The organism is Curtobacterium salicis (assembly GCF_011759505.1).
GTDB lineage: Bacteria > Actinomycetota > Actinomycetes > Actinomycetales > Microbacteriaceae > Curtobacterium > Curtobacterium salicis.
In genome coordinates this window covers 718,512-740,538 of record NZ_JAAOYO010000001.1, presented here as the reverse complement: position 1 = coordinate 740,538, position 22,027 = coordinate 718,512, and the positions used below count along the sequence as shown (strand labels likewise).

The window sequence follows — 22,027 nt, the reverse complement described above, 5'->3', positions numbered from 1 at the left end:
CCACGCACCCCCTGAGGAACACTTGGCAGACCACTACGACGTCCTCGGCGTCCCGCGCGACGCCTCCGACGCCGACATCAAGAAGGCGTACCGGCGGCTGGCCCGTGAACTGCACCCGGACGTGAACCCGAGCCCTGACGCCGCCGAGCGCTTCAAGGACGTCACGCACGCGTACGACGTCCTCAGCGACCCCGAGCAGCGCCGTCGCTTCGACGCCGGACCGCAGGACGGCGGCTTCGGAGCCGGAGCCGGCGGGTTCAGCGACATCTTCGACGCCTTCTTCGGCGGCGGTGGTGGTGGCGGTGGCCGGGGGACCGGGCCGCGCAGCCGTGCCGAGCGCGGTGGCGACGCCCTGCTCCGGCTCGAGGTCGACCTGGACGAGGTCGTCTTCGGCACGCACAAGGACCTCGAGGTCGACACCGCGGTGCTCTGCGACACGTGCGGCGGCTCCTGCTGCGCTCCCGGCACGAGCCCGCAGACGTGCGACATCTGCGGCGGCACCGGTCACATCCAGCGCCAGGTCCGCTCGCTCCTCGGCAACGTCGTGACGAGCGCCCCGTGCGGCACCTGCCGCGGCTACGGCACCGTCATCCCGAACCCCTGCCCGACCTGCCAGGGTCAGGGCCGTGTCCGCGCCCGTCGCACCGTACCGGTCGACGTGCCTGCCGGCGTCGACTCGGGCCTCCGCCTGCAGATGCCCGGCCAGGGCGAGGTCGGCCCGGCCGGTGGTCCCGCCGGCGACCTGTACCTCGAGGTCCGCGTCCGGCACCACGACGTCTTCAGCCGTGACGGCGACGACCTCCTGGCCACGCTCGAGGTCCCGATGACCGACGCGATCCTCGGTGCCACGACGACGATCGACGGCCTCGACGGACCGGTCGAGCTCGAACTCCGACCGGGAGTGCAGAGCGCCGACGTCCTCGTCATCAAGGACCGCGGTGTCACCAAGCTCCGCGGGTCCGGTCGCGGTGACCTGAAGGTCGGCATCCAGGTCGTCACCCCGAGCAAGCTCTCGCACAAGGAACGGCAGCTGGTCGAACAACTCGCGAAGTCCCACAAGGCCGGCGCCCCGCAGCTGTCCCGCTTCCAGCAGGGCATGTTCGGCAAGCTCCGCGACCGGTTCTTCAACTTCTGATGGCCTCGCTCTACCTCGTCGACACCCTCGACGACGTCACGGTGGGTGGCCAGGTGTCGCTCGACGGCGCCGAGGGTCGTCATGCGGTGACGGTGTCGCGGGTCCGCGTCGGCGAGCAGCTGCGGCTGTCGGACGGCCGCGGCACGGTCGTCGCCGGCACGGTCGCGTCGGTGGGCCGGGACTCGCTCCTGCTCACCGTCGCGACCGTCGGCGTCGAACCGGCCCCGCGCCCGTCACTGACGCTCGTGCAGGCACTGGCGAAGGGCGGCCGCGACGAGATGGCCGTGCAGGCCGCCACCGAGATCGGCGTCGACCGGGTCGTGCCGTGGTCCGTGGCGCGGAGCGTCTCGCGCTGGGACGGCCCGAAGGTCGAGAAGGGCCGTGCCCGGTGGGCGGCGATCGCGCAAGAGGCGTCGAAGCAGGCCGTGCGTGCGCGGGTCCCCGAGGTCGTCGCGCCGGTGACGACCGCGCAGCTCGCCGGCGGCGCGGGCGCAGCGGCGGCGGACGACGGCCAGGAGGCACGTCGGCAGCTGGTCCTGCTGGAACCGACCGCCTCGGTGCGACTCGCCACCTGGGAGCCACCGACCGACGTCGACGAGATCGCGCTGGTGGTCGGGCCCGAGGGCGGCATCGAGCCGTCCGAGCTCGAGCGGCTCGAGGCGTCCGGCGCGGTCCGGGTCCGACTCGGCGACACCGTGCTCCGGACCTCGACCGCAGGACCGGCGGCACTGGCCGTCCTGCAGGCCCGGCTCGGACGCTGGTGAGTGCGCTCGGCGTGCATCGGAGCATCGGGGGACACCGGGAAGGCGCGGCGTCGGTCGCGCGTTCTACGATGGTGCCCATGACCAGCACCGAGCCCAGTGTCTTCACGAAGATCGTCGCGCGTGAGATCCCGGCGACCATCGTCGCCGAGGACGACCGCGTCATCGCCTTCGAGGACATCGCGCCCAAGGCCCCCGTGCACGTGCTCGTCGTCCCGAAGACCCAGGCGTACGCGAACGTGGGCGAGCTCGCAGCCGCCGACCCCGACCTGCTCGCGCACGTCGTCCAGACCGCCCAGCGCATCGCCGACGAACGCGCCGGCGGACAGTTCCGACTCGTGTTCAACACCGGCGAAGCCGCCGGCCAGACCGTGTTCCACGTGCACGCGCACGTACTCGCAGGAGACCTGCAGGAAGGCACCCTTGCCCGCTGACGAACCAGCCACCACCGAGCCGCAGTCGGCCTCGGAACCCGTCTCGACCTCCGAACTCACCGTCGACGGCATCGCCATGGTGCAGTTGCTCGGCCCGCAGGACCGCCTGCTGAAGACGGTCGAACGGCAGTACCCGTCGGTCCGCGTCCTGGTGCGCGGCAACCAGGTCACCCTGTCCGGGCCGGAGCGCGACGTCGCGCGGGCCCGTTCCCTCGTCGACGAACTCGTCGGCATGGTCCGTCGCGGGCAGGACATCGGCCAGTCGGACATCCCGACCTCGGCGCGCATCATCGACGAAGAGCGCAGCCCGTCGAACGTGTTCGGCACCCCGATCGTGTCGAGCCGCGGCAAGTCCGTGCGCCCGAAGACGGACGGTCAGCGGGCCTACGTCGACGCCATCGACGAGAACACCATCACGTTCGGCATCGGTCCGGCCGGTACCGGCAAGACGTACCTGGCGATGGCGAAGGCGGTGCAGGCCCTGCAGCGGCGTGAGGTCTCGCGCATCATCCTCACCCGCCCCGCGGTGGAGGCCGGTGAGCGGCTCGGGTTCCTGCCCGGCACGCTGACCGACAAGATCGACCCGTACCTCCGCCCGCTGTACGACGCGCTCAACGAGATGATGGACCCCGAACTGGTCCCGAAGCTCCTGGCCGCCGGCACGGTCGAGGTCGCCCCGCTGGCGTACATGCGCGGCCGGACCCTCAACGACTCGTTCGTCGTGCTCGACGAGGCGCAGAACACCACGCCCGAGCAGATGAAGATGTTCCTGACGCGTCTGGGCTTCGGCTCGAAGATGGTCATCACGGGTGACATCACCCAGGTCGACCTGCCCGGCAACGTGTCGGGGCTGCGCCTGGTGACGCGGATCCTGCAGGACGTCGACGACATCCACTTCGCCCGCCTCGGCAGCGAGGACGTGGTCCGCCACACGCTGGTCGGTCGGATCGTCGACGCCTACACCGTCTACGACGAGGAACGACTCGTCGAACAGGCCGCCAAGCGCCCCCACCAGCAGGACGACCGCCGAGGAGGCACCCGGTGAGCATCGAGCTCAACAACGAGTCCGGCGTCGCGGTGGACGAGGACGTCGTGCAGCGGCTCGCTGCCTTCGCCCTCGACGCCATGCACGTGCACGCCGACGCCGAACTCGCCATCGTCTTCGTCGACGAGGGTGCGATGGAGCAGCTGCACGTCCGGTGGATGGACGAGCCGGGCCCCACGGACGTCCTGAGCTTCCCGATGGACGAACTCCGTCCGGGCACCGAGGACGAGCCGACGCCCGCCGGGCTCCTCGGTGACATCGTCGTCTGCCCCCAGGTCGCCGAGGAACAGGCGAAGACCGCCGGGCACTCGACGCTCGACGAGATCCTGCTGCTGACCTGCCACGGCATCCTGCACCTGCTCGGCTTCGACCACGCGGAGCCGGAGGAGAAGGCCGAGATGTTCGGTCTGCAGGGCGAGATCCTGACCGCCTTCGCCGCCGCGCGCCGGGGGCGGTGACCGCAGTGCTGCTCGTCGCCGGCCTGCTCGCGGTGGCGTTCCTGCTCGTGGTCCTCGGCGGACTGCTCGCGGCCGCCGACTCCGCGCTGTCCGTGCTGTCGCGCGCCGACCTCGACGAGATCGCCCGCGGCAGCAAACGCCGACGGGCGATCGAGGCCCTCGCGGACGACCCGGGCGCCCACGTCAACGCCCTGAACTTCTTCCGCGTCCTGGCCGAGACGGCCGCCGCGGTGCTCGTGACGATCGCCCTGGTGACGGTGTTCGACACGTGGTGGGTCGCCCTCATCGTGTCCGCGGCCGTGATGACCGCGGTGTCGTTCGTCCTCGTCGGGTCGAGCCCGCGCAGCGTCGGACGTGCCCACGCCGAGGGCATCATCGCGGCCACCGGGGGACTGGTCCGTGGCGTCCGCATCGTGCTCGGTCCGCTGGCCGGGCTGCTCGTCGCGATCGGTGACCGGGTGACGCCGGGCCGTGTCCGCAGTGCGTCGAGCGTGTCGAGCGAAGAGCAGCTGCTGTCGCTGGTCGACGAGGCCACCGAGAGCAACGTGCTCGAGGCCGACGACCGCGAGCTCATCCACTCCGTCTTCGCGTTCAGCGACACCCTCGTGCGCGAGGTCATGGTGCCCCGCACCGACATGGTCACCGCGGACGCCGGCGACACCATCGCCGCCGTGATGGAGCAGTTCCTGGCCACCGGGGTGTCCCGGATGCCGGTGATCGGCCGCGACAGCGACGACGTCCTCGGTGTCGCGTACCTCCGTGACCTGGCCCGGGGCCTCTACGAGCGTCCCGAGGTCGGTACCCGCCCGGTGCGCACGATGCTCCGGCCGGCCGAGTTCCTGCCGGAGTCCAAGCCCGCCGACGAGACCCTGCGCCACATGCAGCTGGCGAAGAACCACCTGGTGCTGGTGGTCGACGAGTACGGCGGCGTCGCGGGCCTCGTCACGATGGAGGACCTCATCGAGGAACTCGTCGGCGACATCTCGGACGAGTACGACCGCGCCGTCGTCGACCGGGCCGAGATCGAACCGGGGCGCTGGCGCATCTCGGCCCGACTGCCCATCGACGAGCTCGGCGACCTGTTCGGCATCGAACTCGACGACGACGACGTCGACACCGCCGGCGGCCTGCTCACCAAGGAACTCGGCCACCTGCCCTCCGCCGGGGACACCGTCACGGTCTCCGGGGTCCTGCTCATCGCGGACCGCGTCGAGGGCAAGCGCCGCCACCTCATCACCGTGGTCGCCGAGCGGACCGCCGACCTGGCGTCCGCCGAGCAGGCCTTCGGCGACTCCGACCACTCCACGACAGGGACACGAACTCCATGACCGACTCCGGACCCGACACCGCCCCCGAGGCGACGACCCCCTACCGCGCGGGGTTCGTCTCCTTCGTCGGTCGCCCGAACGTCGGCAAGTCGACGCTGACGAACGCCCTGGTCGGGCAGAAGGTCGCCATCACGTCGTCGAAGCCGCAGACCACCCGTCGGGCGATCCGCGGCATCGTGCACCGCCCGCACGGGCAGGTCATCGTCGTCGACACCCCCGGGGTGCACCGCCCGCGGACGCTCCTCGGCGAGCGACTCAACGACCTCGTGCAGTCCACGCTCGGTGACGTCGACGTGATCGGGTTCTGCGTGCCGGCGAACGAGCCGATCGGGCCGGGCGACCGGTTCATCAACGACACCCTCGACCAGTACCCGCGGGCGAAGAAGATCGCGATCGTCACGAAGATCGACCGCTCCGGCAAGGAGAAGATCGCCGAGCAGTTGCTCGCGGTCTCGCGCCTCCGCGAGTGGGACGCGATCATCCCGACCTCCGGCACCGAGGGCCTGCAGCTCGAGGACCTCATCGACGAGGTCGTGTCGTTGCTGCCGGAGTCCCCGCAGCTGTACGACGACCTCGCCGTCACCGAGGAGACCGACGAGGAGCGGATCGGCGAACTCATCCGCGAAGCCGCGCTCGAGGGCGTCCGCGACGAACTGCCGCACTCGCTCGCCGTCGTCATCGAGGACATGGTCGAACCGGATGCGGACGACGACCCGAACGGGCCGCTGCGCATCTTCGCGAACCTGTTCGTCGAGCGGGACAGCCAGAAGTCGATCGTCATCGGGCACAAGGGCGGCCGACTCAAGGACGTCGGTACCCGGGCCCGCGTCGAGATCGAGGGCCTGCTCGGTCGCCACGTCTACCTGAACATCCGCGTGAAGGTCGCCAAGGAGTGGCAGCGCGACCCGAAGCAGCTCGGCCGACTGGGCTTCTGACCGGGTCATCCCACGGTCGGACGCGCCCGCCACTCGCGCGCCGTACCGTGGGATCGTGTTCCGTCCCGTCCTCCGCACCCAGCTCGTCGTCGACATCGGCACGGCCCTGCTCCTCGGCGCGCTGGTGCTCATCATCTCGAGCCGCGGGATCGAGGGCGTCGGGGGCGTCGTCACCGTCGGGGTCCTGACGTTCGCGCTCGCGCTCCGTCGGGTCGCGCCGGGGCTCGCCCTCGCGGTCGCCTGGGTCGGTGCCGTCATCCAGATGGCGACCATGCAGGACGCGAACCTGGCGGACGCCTTCATCCCCGGTGTGCTCTACACCACGAGCGTCTACGGCACCCGTCGCATCCGGGTCGCGGGCCTGGTCTCCGCGGTCGTCGGCTCGGTCGTCGCGGGCGCGTACATGGGCCTCCGCATTTACGGCGTGCCGGGGATCGGCGGCCTGGAGACCCTGGACGGCGCCGTGCAGTACGGCGCGATGTGGTTCGTCGTCGTCCTCGCCGTCCTGCTGCTGCCGTGGCTGGCCGGCCTCGCCGTCCGGGCACGCCGAGCCGCCCGGATGAGCCGGGAGGCGCAGCTCCTGGCCGAACGCGACGCCGCGCGAGCAGACCGGAACGTCGCGATCGAGCAGGAGCGCGTCCGGATCGCCCGCGACATGCACGACATCGTGGCGCACTCGCTCGCGGTCGTGATCGCCCAGGCCGACGGTGCCCGGTACGCCCTCCGCGCCGACCCGGCGGTCGCCGACGAGGCCCTCGACACCATCGGCGCCACCGCCCGCCGTGCGCTCGGCGACGTCCGCGAGCTGCTCGGGGCCCTCCGGCACGAGCAGGGGACCGCCCCGACCCCGGACATCGACGACATCGAGCGGCTCGTCGGACAGATGCGGGAGGTCGGGCTCGAGGTGCAGGTGGAGCGCGAGGGCGACCCGTCCGCGCTGCCGACCACCACGCAGCTCGCCGTGTACCGGATCGTGCAGGAGAGCCTGACGAACGCGTACAAGCACGGGGCTCCGGGCAGCACCGTCCGCGCACGCCTGACCTACCGACCGGACACCGTCGAGATCGACGTCGTGAACCGCCGGTCCGACGACGACCGGCCCGGCCCCGGCACCGGTCACGGACTCGTCGGGATGCGCGAGCGTGCCACGATGTCCGGCGGGAGCATGACGGCCGGACCCCGCGGCGACGACTTCGCGGTGGCGGTCCGGATGCCGGCCCAGCCGTCGACCGGGCAGATGCCCCGGAACACGATCCCGACCAACCGATGACGAGCAGGCGATGACGAACACGAGCACGAGCACGAGCACCCCCGGACCAGCACGCATCCGGGTCGCCCTGGTCGACGACCAGGCACTGTTCCGCACCGGCATCCGGATGCTCATCGGCTCGCAGCCGGACCTGCAGTTCGTGGGGGAGGCCGGGGACGGCGCCGAGGGCATCGAACTCGTGCGCCGGAACCGTCCGGACGTCGTGCTGATGGACGTGCGGATGCCCGTCAAGGACGGCATCAGCGCCACCGCCGACATCGTCTCGAGCGGTTCCGACGCCAAGGTGCTCGTCCTCACCACGTTCGACTTCGACGAGGCCGCCGCGAAGGCAATCCGTGCGGGGGCGAGCGGCTTCGTGCTCAAGGACGCCGACCCGGAGTTCCTGCTCGCCGCGATCCGGACGGTGCACGCGGGCACGACGGTCTTCGCCGCCTCGGCGACCCGCGAACTCCTCCGCCGCTACGAGGACCCGGCCGACCTCCGTGCCACGGTCCCCGCGGCTTTCGGCGACCTGACCCCACGAGAGCGCGAGATCTTCGACCTGGCCGCCCGCGGGCTGAGCAACGCCGAGATCGCGTCGCACGAGTACGTCAGTGAAGCCACCGTGAAGACCCACATCTCGCGGGTCCTCACGAAGCTCGGGCTGCGCGACCGGGTGCGCCTCGTCGTGTTCGCGCATGAGCACGGCCTCGTCACCAAGGGCGAGTGAGCGTCATCCGCTCGGGGGACCCGCGGACCGGATGGCCGCCGTGGGGATGACGGACGAGAGCCCCGCGGCGGACGCGGGGCGGGCCTCCCGGACGCGATCGTGGACCCATGACCAGCCACGCTCCGATCATCCGTCTCGACCACGTCTCCAAGCGCTACGGGGACGCCGCACGCCGGGTGACGGCGCTCGACGACGTCAGCGTCGACATCGGGGCGGGTGAGTTCACCGCGGTGATGGGCCCCTCCGGCTCCGGCAAGTCGACCCTCATGCACGTCGCGGCGGGCCTCGACCAGGTGTCCGACGGTCGGATCACGATCGACGGGACGGACATCACCGGACTCGGTGACCGCGAGCTGACCGAGCTCCGCCGCCGACGGCTGGGCTTCGTGTTCCAGTCGTTCAACCTCGTCCCGACGCTCGACGTCAGCGAGAACATCCGGCTGCCGTTCCTGCTCGGCGGGCACCGGCCGGACCGCGACGAGACCGCGTGGATCGACCGGCTGGTCGAGATGCTCGGGCTCGGCAACCGCCTGGCCCACCGCCCCCACGAGCTCTCCGGCGGGCAGCAGCAGCGCGTCGCCATCGCACGGGCACTCGCCTCACGTCCGGCCGTCGTCGTCGCCGACGAGCCGACCGGTGCGCTGGACTCCCGGACCGGTCGCGACGTGCTGGCGATCCTGCGCGGAGCCGTCGACGAGTGGGGGCAGAGCGTCGTCATGGTGACGCACGACCCCGTCGCTGCCGCCAACGCAGACCGGATCCTGTTCCTGGCCGACGGCCGAGTCGTCGACGACCGGCCCCGCATGGGTGCCGCCGAGATCTCCGCCACGATGCTCGGCATGGAGGCGGCAGCGTGACCGGCAGCATGACCGGCGTCCGACAGTTCGCCCCGACGATCCTGGTCGCGGCGCTCGGCACGACCTTCGGTTCCGCGCTCGTCATCGCCCCCGGCATCGTCACCGAGGCGATGTCCGCCACCGGCCTCGACGACATCAGCTCGGTCAGGGCCGTCCTCTCGGTCATCGGGTGGCTGGCCCTCGGCATCGCGCTCTACGTCGGGGCGATCGTCACCGCCAACACCTGCGCGACCCTCATCGCCGGGCAGACCCGCGTGATCGCCCTGCAGCGGCTCGTCGGCGCGACCGGGGCCTCGCTCCGGGCCCGGATCACGCGCACCGGACTCGTCGTCGGGCTGCTCGGCGGGCTCGTCGGCGCCGTGGTCGGTACCGGACTCTCCGCCGTGTTCGTCGCCGTGCTCCGCGGCAACGGGTTCCTGCCGGACCGCTCGTACACCCTGCTGCCCTGGGAGCTCGTGCTGCCGGTGGTCGCCGTCGTCCTCGCCACCTGGGGTGCCTTCGCCGCCGGGTCCCGACGCGTCCTCACCGTCACGCCGCTGCAGGCCCTGTCCTCGAGCGTGGAGCCGAGCCACGAGGACGTCAGCACCGGCACCGCCCGCAAGGTCTGGGCGATCCTGCTCATGGCCGCGGGAGCGCTGCTCGCCCTGCTCGGTCTGGCCCTCAGTGCGGCGACACCCCTGGCGGTCCTGCCGGCCGCGCTCGGCGGGTTCGTGTCCTTCGCCGGGGTCGCCGTCGGCGCCACGATCGTGATGCCGCCCGTCCTGCAGTCGATCGGGCGCATCGGCTCGCACGACCCGGTCGTCCTGCTCGCCGGCCGCAACGCGATGCGCGCGCCCGCCCGCTCCGCCCGCGCGACCATCGGACTCGTGATCGGCGTCACCCTGCTCGTCACCTTCGCCGTGGCGCTCGGCATCATGCAGCACGTCACCGAGTCCGCCCTGGCCGGGCAGAGCGGCATCACGCCCGCGATGCTCGCCGAACAGCGCAGCTTCTTCGTGCAGCTCGACGCCGTGGTCAGCGTCGTCGTCGGCTTCTCCGCCGTGATCGCCGCCGTCGGGGTCGTCAACGCCCTCGCCCTCGGCGTGCTGCAGCGCCGCCGGGAGCTCGGACTGCTCCGCGTCCTCGGACTGACCGGCGCACAGGTCCGCCGGATGATCGTCACCGAGGCCGTCCAGATGGTCGTCGCGGCCGTCGTCACCGGACTCGTGCTCGGCACCGCCTACGGGTGGCTCGGCGGGCAGACGCTCCTCGGCACGCTCGGTGCGGTCACCACGCCGGTGTTGCCGCCGATGACGATCGCCGTCGTGGTGGTCGGGGCGCTCGTCCTGGCGGTCGTCGCCACCGTCGCGCCGGTGCGGCGCGCGATGCGCGTCCCGCCGACCGAGGCGCTGGCCGTCGACTGAGCGGTGACCGGTGACGGACGGGAGGGACGGTGCCAGCGGGTGCCGTGCCTCCCGTCCGTCACGTGGTCCGTCCGTCACACGGTGCGCCACCGACGGCCTCCGGTGCTAGCGTGAACCCGATGTACTCGGCACTCCTCCTTCGTCGCCGCGACGAGGCCTGACAACCGGCCCACCTCGTCGCGGAGTCCGTCGTGGCCGCACCGCAACCACACCGACGAAAGCGAACCGATGCAGAACGCGCAGCGCCCCTCCGGGATGCCGATCCACAAGTACGTCCCCTTCTCCGAGCAGATCACCGTCGACCTGCCCGACCGCACCTGGCCGACGAAGCAGATCGACCGTGCGCCTCGCTGGTGTGCCGTCGACCTGCGTGACGGCAACCAGGCACTCATCGACCCGATGGACGCCGAACGCAAGCGGGCGATGTTCGACCTGCTCGTCCGGATGGGCTACAAGGAGATCGAGGTCGGGTTCCCCAGCGCCTCGCAGACCGACTTCGACTTCGTCCGCAGCCTGATCGACGAGGGTGCGATCCCGGACGACGTCACGATCCAGGTCCTGACCCAGGCCCGCGAGCACCTCATCGACCGCACGTACGAGGCCATCGACGGTGCGAAGCAGGCCATCGTGCACCTCTACAACTCGACGAGCATCGTGCAGCGCGAGGTCGTGTTCCGCACGGACGTGCAGGGCGTCGTCGACATCGCCGTCGCCGGAGCGCACATGTGCAAGGCGGCCGAGGCCCGGCTGCAGCACGACACGACCGTCTACTACGAGTACTCGCCGGAGTCGTACACGGGCACCGAGCTCGACGTCGCGGTGCGGATCTGCAACGCGGTGCTGGAGGTCTTCGCGCCGACCCCCGAGGGCAAGGTCATCATCAACCTGCCGGCGACCGTCGAGATGGCGACACCGAACGTCTACGCCGACTCGATCGAGTGGATGTCGCGCAACCTCGCCCACCGCGAGGACGTCATCCTGTCGCTGCACCCCCACAACGACCGCGGCACCGCCGTCGCCGCCGCCGAGCTCGGCTACATGGCCGGCGCGGACCGCATCGAGGGCTGCCTGTTCGGCAACGGCGAGCGGACCGGCAACGTCGACCTCGTCGCCCTGGGCATGAACCTGTTCACGCAGGGCATCGACCCGGAGATCGACTTCTCGGACATCGACCAGGTCAAGCGCACGGTCGAGTACTGCAACCAGCTGCCGGTGCCCGAGCGGCAGCCGTGGGCCGGAGACCTGGTCTACACGGCCTTCAGCGGCTCGCACCAGGACGCCATCAAGAAGGGTCTCGAGGCCCTGGAGGCCCGCGCGGCCGCCGAGGGTGTCGGCGTCGACGACGTCGTCTGGGCGGTGCCGTACCTGCCGGTCGACCCGAAGGACATCGGGCGCTCGTACGAGGCCGTCATCCGGGTCAACTCGCAGTCCGGCAAGGGCGGCGTCGCGTACCTGCTGAAGACCGACCACGCGCTCGACCTGCCCCGCAAGCTGCAGATCGAGTTCAGCGGTGTCGTGCAGCAGCGCACCGACGCCGAGGGTGGCGAGTTCACCTCCGAGCGGATCTGGGACCTGTTCCACGACGAGTACCTGCCCGCCCACGTCGACGACGACAAGTGGGGCCGCTACGAGATCACGAAGACCGCCACCTCGAGCGACTTCGACGGCACGACCAAGCTGTCGGTCGCGATGCGCGTCGACGACGGCGCCGTCTCCGCCGAGGCCGTCGGCACGGGTCCGATCGACGCGTTCCTGACCGTGATGGCGGACCAGGGCGTCACCGTCACGCTGTACGACTACTCGGAGCACACGATGAGCGCCTCGGGTGACGCGCAGGCGGCGTCCTACGTCGAGCTCGACGTCGACGGCGTCCGGCTCTGGGGTGTCGGGATCGACGCCGACATCGCGACCGCGTCGCTCAAGGCGATCGTCTCCGCAGTGAACCGCGCGGTGCGTGCGGGTGCGGCCTCGGGCGCGCCGGAGCTCGTCTCCGCCTGAGCCGCCTGATCCGCTCGGTCCGTCCGGACGGGAGGCGAGGTGCGGGCCCGCACCGCGCCTCCGGTGGCGTCCCGTGGCGCGTCCCTGGCCCGCTGAACACCGGTGTTCGTCTGTCGAACACCGGTATGGCGCGGTGTTCCGGACGAACACCGGTGTCCCGCAGAGGGGCTGGCGCAGGAGGCCGGAGGTGTCGGCGGCGCGGGGGATACTGGTCGCATGCCGCTGTACCGGGACGAGTGCGTCGTGTTGCGCACCCACAAGCTCGGTGAGGCCGACCGCATCGTCACGATGCTCAGTCGCGAGCACGGCAAGATCCGTGCCGTGGCCAAGGGCGTCCGACGCACGGCGTCGAAGTTCGGGTCGCGACTCGAACCGTTCATGGTCGTCGACGCGCAGTTCTACGAGGGCCGGTCGCTCGACATCGTGACGCAGGCCGAGTCCCTCGGCGCGTACGGGGCACGCATCGTCGCCGACTACGGCGCGTACACGGCGGCCAGTGCGATGGTCGAGACCGCCGACCGACTGAGCGAGGCGGACGCCGGGCTGCAGCAGTACCTGCTGCTCGTCGGTGCCCTGCGGTCGCTGTCGCGCGGTGAGCACCAGCCGAGTGCGACCCTCGACTCGTACCTGCTCCGGGCGATGAGCATCGCCGGCTGGGCGCCCTCGTTCAGCGACTGCGCGGTGACCGGCGAGCCCGGGCCGCACTCGGCGTTCGTCGTGCAGCTCGGCGGGGTCGTGGCGGACGCGGCTGCGCCTCCCGGCACGCCGCGGTTGGACCCGGCGACGCTCGCCGTCCTCGGGCAGCTGCTGGCGGGGGACTGGGGCAGTGTCGACGTGACCGACGAGCGGACGAGATCGCGGGCCTCCGGCGTGGTCGCGGCGTACGCGCAGTGGCACCTGGAACGATCGCTCCGTTCGTTGCCGCACGTCGACCGCACCGAGCACCCCTCGCCCCTCGCTCCGCACCCTGGTGGTGTGCCGGCCGCGGTCGCAGCGGTGCCGGCGCCCGCCGTGCCGACGCCGGACGTCCAGGACCCGGACCCCGGGCCCGACACGGACCCCGTCACCGCTCCCGGAGGAACCCGCGCATGAGCCCTCGCCGCCCCACTGCCGAACCGGGCCCGTTCCTGCCCGTCGACTGGACCGGCGAACAGCCCCCGGCGATCCCGAAGCGGTTCGTGCCCGGACACGTGGCGATCGTGATGGACGGCAACGGCCGCTGGGCCAACCAGCGCGGCCTCACCCGGATCGAGGGGCACAAGGCGGGCGAGGCATCGCTGCTCGACGTCGTCGCCGGCGCGATCCAGATCGGCGTCACACACGTGTCCGCCTACGCCTTCTCGACCGAGAACTGGAAGCGCTCACCCGACGAGGTCCGGTTCCTCATGGGCTTCAACCGTGACGTCATCCGCCGCCGCCGCGACCAGCTGCACGAGTGGGGCGTCCGGGTCCGCTGGGCCGGGCGGACGCCGAAGCTCTGGCGCAGCGTCATCGACGAGCTGCAGACCGCCGAGGAGATGACGGCCGACAACGACGTCCTGACCCTGACCATGTGCGTCAACTACGGCGGTCGGAACGAGATCGCCGACGCGGTGCGGTCCATCGCGGACGACGTCGCCGCGGGGCGCCTGAAGCCGAGCCAGGTCTCGGAGAAGACCCTGGCGAAGCGGCTGTACGTGCCCGAGCTGCCGGACGTCGACCTGTTCGTCCGCAGTTCGGGCGAACAGCGGACGAGCAACTTCCTGCTCTGGCAGTCGGCCTACGCCGAGATGGTGTTCCTCGACCGGCTCTGGCCGGACTTCCGACGCACCGACCTGTGGGGCGCGATCGAGGAGTACGCCAGCCGCGACCGTCGCTACGGCGGCGCGATCGACACGCCCACGGCGTAGCCCGCCGCCGCGGCCGCCCCGCGGCGCGGCGCGCCGCGGCGGCCCGCCGCCGGCCGAGGCTCGGCCTGGCGGACATGCTGCGCCGTTGGGAGGCCGCAACGTGTCCGCCCAGCCGAGGCTCGGCGCGTGCCCGGCTGCCGGCGGGCCAGCCGGGCGCCGCGTCAGGCGAGCAGGTGGGCCGCCGAACGCACGGCGTCGAGCGCCGCGCGGACACTCGGCACGCGCTCGGCTCCGCGCGCGACGACGACCTCGACACGCCGGGCCAGGTCGTCGTCCACGGGGTCGATCGCGACCTCGGCGGGGATCACCGTCGTCGCGAGGGCCAGCCGGGGGAGCAGCGCCACACCGAGCCCCGCGGCGACGAGCCCCACGACCGCGGCCGCGTTGTCCGTCTCGAGGACGATGTCCGGCGTGAACCCCGCGCTCGCGCACGAGGCGAGCAGGTGGCCGCGGCAGCGTGGGCAGCCGCCGATCCAGCGGGCGTCGCGGTGGGACGCGAGGTCGACGACCGTGGAGCCGGCGGGGCGGAGGGGATCCGAGCCTCCCGGCCGGACCGGCGTCACCAGCGCGAGCGGGTCGCGACCGAGTGCCCGCGTGACGAGGGCGGCGTCCGGGACGGCACCGACCTCGTCCCCGACGTAGGTGAAGGTGAGGGCGACGTCGACTTCACCGCCGCGGAGCAGGTCGAGCGCTTCGGGGGGTTCCACCTCGACGTAGGAGGTCGTCACCCCGGGTGCCGTCGCCGCCAGCCGGGCGAGCACCGCCGGCACCAGGGCCGAGGAGGCGCTCGGGAACCCGGCGAGCCGCACCCGGCCCCGGGTGAGCCCGCCGACGGCGTCGAGGTCCTCGCGGGCTGCGGTCAGCGCGGCCTGCACGTGCAGGGCGTGGTCGGCGAGCACCTGGCCGGCGTGGGTGAGCGTCGCGCCGCGTCCACCGCGCAGGACGAGTGCGTGCCCGAGACGCTGCTCGGCCCGGGTCAGCAGCTGACTGACGGCCGGTTGGCTCGACCCGAGCACGACGGCCGCCCGGGTGATCGACCCGCTGTCGGCGACTGCGCGCAGGACCCGGAGCAGCTGCGGGTCGATGTCGTCCATCACACGATGTTACCGGTGGCACAACGGGGCTGCTCTGGCGTGATGGCTCGGGCGGGAGGACCCTGTCGGACATGGACTCGTTCCGCACGGACTCGTTCCCCGCCGGCCGCGGGTACCTCGCGGCGTGCACCGCCGGCCTCCCGTCGCACGACACGCTCGCCGCGCAGCGCGCCGACCTCGACGCGTGGTCGCGTGCCGAGACCTCACCGGCCCACTACGGCGCCCTGGTCGAGGAGGGACGCGCCCTCTTCGCGGACCTGGTCGGCGTGCCGGCAGCGCGGGTCGCGACCGGCTCCCAGACCTCGGTGATGGCCGCCGTCGTCGCGGACGCCCTGCCGGACGGGGCCGAGGTGGTCGTCCCAGACGGCGACTTCAGTTCCGTCGTGTTCCCCTTCCTGGCACAGGCGCACCGCGGTGTGCGGGTCCGGAGCGTCCCCCTCGACGAGCTCGCCGCGTCGATCGGCCCCGACACCGCGCTCGTCGCCTGGTCCGCCGTGCAGTCCGCGACGGGCACCGTCACCGACCCGGCACCCGTCGTCGCGGCGGCCGGACGGGTCGGCGCGCTCACCCTCTGCGACCTCACGCAGGCCGCCGGCGTCCTGCCCGTCTCCGCCGCTCCCTTCGACGTCACGATCACCCACGCCTACAAGTGGCTCTGCGCACCCCGCGGCGTGGCGTTCATGACGCTCTCCGACGTCGCGCTCGGTCGTCTCCGCCCCGTGCAGGCCGGGTGGTACGCGGGCGAGGACGTCTGGTCCTCCTGCTACGGCCCCGCCATGCACCTGGCCGACGACGCCCGACGCTTCGACGTCTCCCCGGCCTGGCAGGCCTGGCCCGGAGCCGTCGCAGCCCTCCGGCACGCCACCTCACTCGACGCACGCTCGACCTGGAGGCACGCCACCGGACTCGCAGACCGGCTCTGCGACGCGCTCGGATCACCGCGGCAGGGCCACGGATCGAGTGGCCAGGCGATCGTCACGTTCCCGGACGCCGACGGCACGCGGTTGCGAGCGCTCACCGCCGCGGGCATCACCGCCTCCGGGCGTGCGGGACGACTGCGGATCGCGTTCCACCTCTGGAACGACGAGGACGACGTGACCGACGTGGCGGCGGCGCTGGCGGGGGTGGAGCCGGGCGCGTCCGGGCGGTGAGGGACCAGGCGGGGGTGGGGCGGGCCTCCCGGGCCGCTAGCATTGCCGGGTCCGCCCGCACACCGGGCACCCAGCTCGGCGAACTCAGGAGCACCTCAGTGGCACAGCCCTCCCGTCTCGACAGCGTCATCGCCCTGGCCAAGCGCCGTGGGTTCGTCTTCCAGTCGGGGGAGATCTACGGCGGATCCCGCTCCGCATGGGACTACGGGCCCCTGGGTGTGGAGCTCAAGGAGAACATCAAGCGCCAGTGGTGGCAGCGGTTCGTCCGCGGCCGTGGCGACATGGTCGGCCTCGACTCCGCCGTCATCCTGCCCCGCAAGGTGTGGGAGGCCTCCGGGCACGTCGCGACCTTCACCGACCCGCTCGTCGAGTGCCTGCACTGCCACCACCGCTTCCGCGAGGACCACCTGCTCGAGGCGTTCCAGGCCAAGAAGGGCCGCGCTCCCGAGGGCGGCATGGCCGAGATCGCCTGCCCGAACTGCGGCACCCGCGGCGAGTGGACCGAGCCCCGCGAGTTCAGCGGCATGCTCAAGACCTACCTCGGCCCGGTCGAGTCGGAAGAGGGCCTGAACTTCCTGCGCCCCGAGACCGCCCAGGGCATCTTCGTCGACTTCGCGCAGGTCGTCACCACCAGCCGCATGAAGCCCCCGTTCGGCATCGGCCAGGTCGGCAAGGCCTTCCGCAACGAGATCACACCGGGCAACTTCATCTTCCGCACGCGCGAGTTCGAGCAGATGGAGATCGAGTACTTCGTGCCGCCGGCCTCGGCCCAGGAGCACTACGAGCAGTGGATCGCCGACGCCGTGGCGTTCTACACGGACCTCGGCATCGACCCCGAGAACCTCCGCCGCTTCGACGTGCCGGACGGGGAGCGCGCGCACTACTCCGACGCGACCGCCGACATCGAGTACCGCTTCGGGTTCGCCGGCACCGAGTGGGGCGAGCTCATGGGCGTCGCGAACCGCACCGACTTCGACCTGAAGAACCACATCGAGGCGTCGGGTCAGGACCTGCGGTACTTCGACCAGGCCGCGAACGAGAAGTACGTGCCGTACGTCATCGAGCCGTCGTTCGGTCTCACCCGTGCGCTGATGGCGTTCCTGCTCGACTCGTACCACGAGGACGAAGCCCCGAACGCGAAGGGCGGCGTCGACAAGCGCACCGTCCTGCGCCTCGACCCGCGCCTGGCGCCCGTGAAGGCCGCGGTGCTGCCGCTGTCCCGCAACGAGCAGCTCTCGCCGGTCGCCCGCGGCCTGGCCGACGACCTGCGCAAGACCTGGAACGTCGACTTCGACGACGCCGGTGCGATCGGCCGTCGCTACCGTCGCCACGACGAGATCGGCACGCCGTTCTGCATCACGGTCGACTTCGACACCCTCGAGGACAAGGCCGTCACCGTGCGCGAGCGCGACACCATGGGCCAGGAGCGCGTGTCGCTCGACCGCCTGCAGGGCTTCCTGGCCGAGCGGCTGCTCGGCGCGTAGGCCCGCTGGCCGCGCCCGGCGGCGCGTAGGCCCGCAAAACACCGGTGTTCGTCGAACGCGCCGCGACATTCCGCGATGCGACCGACGAACACCGGTGTTTCGCCGCCTGGCCAGCGCGGGAATGCCGCGACCGCGTCGACGTTGGGGTCAGCATGAACGACTCTGTGAAGGTCGATGTCTGGTCGGACATCGCCTGCCCCTGGTGCTACATCGGCAAGCGCAAGTTCGAGGCGGGCGTCTCCGCGTTCGGCGGCCCGGTCGAGGTCGAGTACCACTCCTTCGAACTGAGCCCGGACACCCCTGTCGACTTCGAGGGCTCCGAGGCCGAGTTCCTCTCGCAGCACAAGGGTCTCCCGGTCGAGCAGGCGCAGCAGATGATCGACCAGGTCGCCGGCATCGCCGCCCAGGTCGACCTGCACTACGACTACGACGCCCTCCGGCACACCAACACGGTCAAGGCACACCAGGTCATCCACCTCGCCAAGCAGCACGGCAAGCAGCTCGAGATGGTCGAGCGTCTCTTCGCCGCCTACTTCGAGCGCGGTGAGCACGTCGGGCAGGACGACTCGCTCGCCGACCTGGCCGCCGAGGTCGGGATCGACCGCGACGAGGTCCTCGCCACCCTCCGCGACGACAGCCAGCTCGCTGCGGTCCGTGCCGACCAGTCCCAGGCGCAGGCCTACGGGATCAACGGCGTGCCGTTCTTCGTCATCGACGGCAAGTACGGCGTCTCGGGCGCGCAGGACCCGGCCGCGTTCGAGCAGGTGCTCCGCCAGGTGGTCGCCCTCCGCGACTCGACTCCGCAGGAGGTCGCCGAGACGACCCAGCGCGCTGAGGACGACGCGGCAGCGGACGCCGGGGTGACCCGATGACGGGCGCGACGGCTCCCGTGGGTGGTGGGTCGGGCCTCCCGGCCGGTCTGGAGGCGCGACCCGCCCTCCTGACGCTCGTCACGCCCGGTGGCGCGCCGGTCTGCGAGGGTGACTCGTGCTTCGTGCCGGGCGCCGAGGGTGACTGGTCCGAGGTCCCCGACTGACCGCACTCAGGGGCGGGTCGGCTCCTCGTCGGTGATGTCGGCGACCGTCGCGTCGTAGGCGGCGACGAGCGCGTCGCCGTCGACGAAGGCGCTCGCACCGTGTCGACCGGCCCCGAGCGCGACCCGTCGCCCGAGCACCCGCTCGTCAGCGAACACCGGCAGGTCGCCCGTGGCACCGATCGGGGTGATGGTGCCGCGCTCGTAGCCGCTGGCCTCGAGCGCGGTGGCCGCGTCGGGCATCGACAGCTTGTTCACCCCGACGACCGTGCGGAGCTTCTTCCAGGCGATCCTCCGGCCGCCGGGGACGAGCGCCAGCAGGAACCCACCGTCGTGGCGCTTCACCACCAGGGTCTTCACGATGTCGCCCGGGTCGATGCCGAGCAGAGCCGCTGCGCCCTCGAGCGAGTCGGCGGCAGGACGCTCGACGACCTGCACGTCGAGGCCGCGGGCGGCGGCATCGGAGTCGAAGCGGGTGACGGCATCCGGAACGGTCATGTGGAGAACGCTACCGGCGGCCGACGACGTGGGAGAATGAGGACCGTATGACGATCACACAAGCTGCAGCAGCACCTCTGCGCATCGGCCCGATCCAGGTCGATGCGCCCGTCGTGCTCGCCCCGATGGCCGGCATCACGAACATGGCGTACCGCCGCCTCTGCCGTGAGTACGGCGCCGGGCTGTACGTGTGCGAGATGATCACCTCCCGTGCCCTGGTCGAGCGGACGCCCGAGTCGATGCGGCTCATCCGGCACCACGAGTCCGAGACCCCGCGCTCGATCCAGCTGTACGGCGTCGAGCCGAACACCGTCGCCGAAGCCGCCACGATCCTGGTCGGCGAAGACCGCGCGGACCACATCGACCTGAACTTCGGGTGCCCGGTGCCGAAGGTGACGCGGAAGGGCGGCGGAGCGGCACTGCCGTGGAAGCTCGACCTGTTCCGCGACCTCGTGACGAAGACCGTCCAGGCCGCGGGCGACGTCCCCGTCACCGTCAAGATGCGCAAGGGCATCGACGGCGACCACCTGACCTACCTCGACGCCGCCCGCATCGCGCGGGACGCCGGCGTCGCGAGCGTCGCCCTGCACGCCCGGACCGCCAACGAGCACTACTCGGGACAGGCGGACTGGTCGGCCATCGCCACCCTCAAGGAGACGATCACCGACATCCCGGTCCTCGGCAACGGGGACATCTGGTCCGCGGCCGACGCACTGCGGATGGTCGACGAGACCGGCTGCGACGGGGTCGTCGTCGGGCGCGGCTGCCTCGGCCGACCGTGGCTGTTCGGCGACCTGGCGGCGGCGTTCCGCGGCGAGGACCTCCGTGCGGCCCCGGGTCTCGGCGAGGTCGCGGTCGCGTTCCGTCGGCACGCCGAACTGCTCGTCGAGTTCTTCGAGTCCGAAGAGCACGGCTGCCGGGACATCCGGAAGCACGTGGCGTGGTACTTCAAGGGGTACCCGATCGGCGGCGAGGTCCGATCCGGTCTCGCGATGGCGTCGAGCCTGCAGGAGATCGACGACCTGCTCGGTCAACTCGACTGGACCGCGCCCTACCCGGGTGCCGACGTCGAGGGCCCGCGCGGTCGTGCCGGACACGCCAAGAAGACCGCGCTGCCGGACCGCTGGCTCGAGAGCCGCGACGTCGACTCCGAGTTCCGCAAGGTCCTGGCCGCCGCCGAGATGCACCACAGCGGCGGATGAGCGCCACCTCGTCGTACGGCCCGGCCGACGCCGACCGCTGGTTCCCGGAGGAGCACGGCAACCGGCGGAGCGACTTCGCCCGTGACCGCGCCCGCCTGCTGCACTCCAGTGCGCTCCGGCGCCTGGCCGCGAAGACGCAGGTGCTCAGCCCGACCACCGGGCTGGACTTCGCCAGGAACCGCCTGACGCACTCGCTCGAGGTCGCCCAGGTCGGGCGTGAACTCGCCGACAGCCTGGGGCTCGACCCTGACGTCGTCGACACCGCCTGCCTGGCGCACGACATCGGTCACCCGCCGTTCGGCCACAACGGCGAGACCGCGGTGAACGCCTGGGCGGCCGACATCGGCGGGTTCGAGGGCAACGCGCAGACCCTCCGGCTGCTCACCCGGCTCGAGCCCAAGGTCTACGGCGACGACGGCCGCGCGTACGGACTGAACCTGACCCGCGCCTCCCTCGACGCCAGCTGCAAGTACCCGTGGCCCGCGTCCCAGGGTGTCGGCGAGGCGTCGTCCGGCCGCACGAAGTTCGGCTTCTACGACGACGACCACGAGGCCTTCGCCTGGCTGCGCGCCGGCGCTCCCCGTCGGCAGCGCTGCATCGAGGCCCAGGTGATGGACCTGTCCGACGACATCGCGTACTCGGTGCACGACTTCGAGGACGCCGTCGTCGCCGGGTTCATCGACGTCGCCGCCCTCGGGGACCGCGTCGGCGAGAACGACATCGTCTCCGCGATGCACGCGTGGGTCGGTGACGACCTCAGCCGCGACGAACTGCTCGAGGCGTTCGACCGGTTGCGTGGGATGTCCCTCTGGATGACGGCGTACGACGGTTCCCGGCAGGACCAGGCCCGCCTGAAGAACCTGACCAGCCAGCTCATCGGTCGCTTCGCCCGGACCGCGACGACGGCCACCCGTGCTGCGTACGCCTCGGGGTCCCTCGTCCGGTTCGCCGCGAGCGTCGTCACCCCGCCGGAGATCATCGGCGAGATCGCGGTCCTCAAGGGCATCGTCGCGGCGTTCGTCATGACGCAGGGGGACCGGCAGCCGGTCTACGAGGACCAGCGCCGCATCCTCACCGAGTTGCTGGACGCCGTCGCCGAGCGTGAGGACTCGGCGCTCGAGCCCGGGTTCGCGGCCGACTGGCGCGCCGCCACCGACGACCACGGACGACTCCGGGCCGTCGTGGACCAAGTCGCGAGCCTCACCGACCAGGGTGCCCTGGCGTGGCACAAGCGCCTGGTCGTGGGGGAGCGCGAACCCGCCCACATCGCGGTCTGACCACGACCGACGTCGAGGCGTCCACAGGCGGTCGGCCGACGTCGGCCCGCCGAACTAGAATCGTCG

At 71.8% G+C, this 22,027-nt stretch carries 21 protein-coding genes and 1 pseudogene; 20 read left to right on the top strand and 2 right to left on the bottom strand.

Going from position 1 to position 22,027, the window contains the following annotated elements; all coding sequences use genetic code 11:
• Positions 1-22: 22 nt before the first annotated feature.
• The 14 genes and pseudogenes from dnaJ (at position 23) to E9228_RS03465 (ending at position 14,222) form a co-directional block, all read left to right on the top strand.
• Positions 23-1,135 (top strand): molecular chaperone DnaJ, encoded by a 1,113-nt coding sequence (gene dnaJ / locus E9228_RS03530; RefSeq protein ID WP_111077593.1) that lies wholly within the window; start codon positions 23-25, stop codon positions 1,133-1,135.
• On the top strand, positions 1,135-1,899 hold the full coding sequence (locus tag E9228_RS03525; RefSeq protein WP_166779178.1) for a 16S rRNA (uracil(1498)-N(3))-methyltransferase: 765 nt from the start codon (positions 1,135-1,137) through the stop codon (positions 1,897-1,899). Before dnaJ ends, E9228_RS03525 begins: the two co-directional genes overlap by 1 nt.
• Positions 1,900-1,976: 77 nt before the next feature.
• The gene (locus tag E9228_RS03520; RefSeq protein WP_166779177.1) at positions 1,977-2,330 is read left to right on the top strand and encodes a histidine triad nucleotide-binding protein; all 354 of its coding nucleotides are present in this window, start codon (positions 1,977-1,979) and stop codon (positions 2,328-2,330) included.
• 76 nt (positions 2,331-2,406) lie between these two features.
• Entirely contained in the window at positions 2,407-3,375 is a 969-nt protein-coding gene (locus E9228_RS03515) for a PhoH family protein (RefSeq protein ID WP_252727747.1), read from the top strand.
• A complete protein-coding gene (ybeY, locus tag E9228_RS03510) occupies positions 3,372-3,833 on the top strand; it encodes an rRNA maturation RNase YbeY (RefSeq protein WP_166779175.1) in 462 nt (153 codons plus the stop codon). Before E9228_RS03515 ends, ybeY begins: the two co-directional genes overlap by 4 nt.
• Before the next feature lie 5 nt (positions 3,834-3,838).
• Positions 3,839-5,161, top strand: coding sequence for a hemolysin family protein (locus E9228_RS03505; protein WP_166779391.1), 1,323 nt, complete (start codon positions 3,839-3,841; stop codon positions 5,159-5,161).
• The gene (gene era, locus E9228_RS03500; RefSeq protein ID WP_111076096.1) at positions 5,158-6,096 is read left to right on the top strand and encodes a GTPase Era; all 939 of its coding nucleotides are present in this window, start codon (positions 5,158-5,160) and stop codon (positions 6,094-6,096) included. Before E9228_RS03505 ends, era begins: the two co-directional genes overlap by 4 nt.
• Before the next feature lie 55 nt (positions 6,097-6,151).
• Entirely contained in the window at positions 6,152-7,366 is a 1,215-nt protein-coding gene (locus E9228_RS03495; protein WP_166779174.1) for a histidine kinase, read from the top strand.
• Positions 7,367-7,376: 10 nt separating this feature from the next.
• Complete coding sequence (locus tag E9228_RS03490) at positions 7,377-8,075, top strand: response regulator (RefSeq protein ID WP_166779173.1); 699 nt, start codon at positions 7,377-7,379, stop codon at positions 8,073-8,075.
• Positions 8,076-8,182: 107 nt separating this feature from the next.
• Positions 8,183-8,932, top strand: coding sequence for an ABC transporter ATP-binding protein (locus E9228_RS03485; RefSeq protein WP_166779172.1), 750 nt, complete (start codon positions 8,183-8,185; stop codon positions 8,930-8,932).
• Positions 8,929-10,335, top strand: coding sequence for an FtsX-like permease family protein (locus tag E9228_RS17490; RefSeq protein WP_166779171.1), 1,407 nt, complete (start codon positions 8,929-8,931; stop codon positions 10,333-10,335). Before E9228_RS03485 ends, E9228_RS17490 begins: the two co-directional genes overlap by 4 nt.
• Before the next feature lie 228 nt (positions 10,336-10,563).
• On the top strand, positions 10,564-12,333 hold the full coding sequence (gene leuA, locus E9228_RS03475; protein ID WP_166779170.1) for a 2-isopropylmalate synthase: 1,770 nt from the start codon (positions 10,564-10,566) through the stop codon (positions 12,331-12,333).
• A gap of 216 nt (positions 12,334-12,549) precedes the next feature.
• A pseudogene (gene recO / locus E9228_RS03470) lies at positions 12,550-13,272 on the top strand (DNA repair protein RecO); the annotation flags it as partial.
• A gap of 149 nt (positions 13,273-13,421) precedes the next feature.
• On the top strand, positions 13,422-14,222 hold the full coding sequence (locus tag E9228_RS03465) for an isoprenyl transferase (protein ID WP_166779169.1): 801 nt from the start codon (positions 13,422-13,424) through the stop codon (positions 14,220-14,222).
• A 161-nt stretch (positions 14,223-14,383) separates the two neighbouring features.
• On the opposite strand, the gene E9228_RS03460 is transcribed toward E9228_RS03465, so the two are convergent.
• On the bottom strand, positions 14,384-15,316 hold the full coding sequence (locus tag E9228_RS03460; protein WP_166779168.1) for a LysR family transcriptional regulator: 933 nt from the start codon (positions 15,314-15,316) through the stop codon (positions 14,384-14,386).
• A 71-nt stretch (positions 15,317-15,387) separates the two neighbouring features.
• On the opposite strand from E9228_RS03460, the gene E9228_RS03455 reads away from it, so the two are divergent.
• From E9228_RS03455 to E9228_RS03440, 4 genes are all read left to right on the top strand, one after another.
• Complete coding sequence (locus E9228_RS03455; RefSeq protein ID WP_166779167.1) at positions 15,388-16,467, top strand: aminotransferase class V-fold PLP-dependent enzyme; 1,080 nt, start codon at positions 15,388-15,390, stop codon at positions 16,465-16,467.
• A 98-nt stretch (positions 16,468-16,565) separates the two neighbouring features.
• Positions 16,566-17,951 carry a glycine--tRNA ligase gene (locus tag E9228_RS03450; RefSeq protein WP_166779166.1) on the top strand — a complete coding sequence of 462 codons (1,386 nt, stop codon included), beginning with the start codon at positions 16,566-16,568 and terminating at the stop codon, positions 17,949-17,951.
• 152 nt (positions 17,952-18,103) lie between these two features.
• Complete coding sequence (locus tag E9228_RS03445; RefSeq protein WP_166779165.1) at positions 18,104-18,823, top strand: DsbA family oxidoreductase; 720 nt, start codon at positions 18,104-18,106, stop codon at positions 18,821-18,823.
• Positions 18,820-18,987, top strand: coding sequence for a hypothetical protein (locus E9228_RS03440; protein WP_166779164.1), 168 nt, complete (start codon positions 18,820-18,822; stop codon positions 18,985-18,987). The genes E9228_RS03445 and E9228_RS03440 overlap by 4 nt, the downstream gene beginning before the upstream one ends.
• A 6-nt stretch (positions 18,988-18,993) precedes the next feature.
• Here E9228_RS03440 and E9228_RS03435 read toward each other — a convergent pair whose 3' ends face one another.
• The gene (locus tag E9228_RS03435; protein ID WP_166779163.1) at positions 18,994-19,482 is read right to left on the bottom strand and encodes an aminoacyl-tRNA deacylase; all 489 of its coding nucleotides are present in this window, start codon (positions 19,480-19,482) and stop codon (positions 18,994-18,996) included.
• Positions 19,483-19,529: 47 nt separating this feature from the next.
• Here E9228_RS03435 and dusB point away from each other — a divergent pair, with 47 nt between their 5' ends.
• A complete protein-coding gene (gene dusB, locus E9228_RS03430; protein WP_166779162.1) occupies positions 19,530-20,684 on the top strand; it encodes a tRNA dihydrouridine synthase DusB in 1,155 nt (384 codons plus the stop codon).
• Positions 20,681-21,961 carry a deoxyguanosinetriphosphate triphosphohydrolase gene (locus E9228_RS03425; RefSeq protein WP_166779161.1) on the top strand — a complete coding sequence of 427 codons (1,281 nt, stop codon included), beginning with the start codon at positions 20,681-20,683 and terminating at the stop codon, positions 21,959-21,961. The genes dusB and E9228_RS03425 overlap by 4 nt, the downstream gene beginning before the upstream one ends.
• The last annotated feature ends 66 nt before the right edge of the window (positions 21,962-22,027 follow it).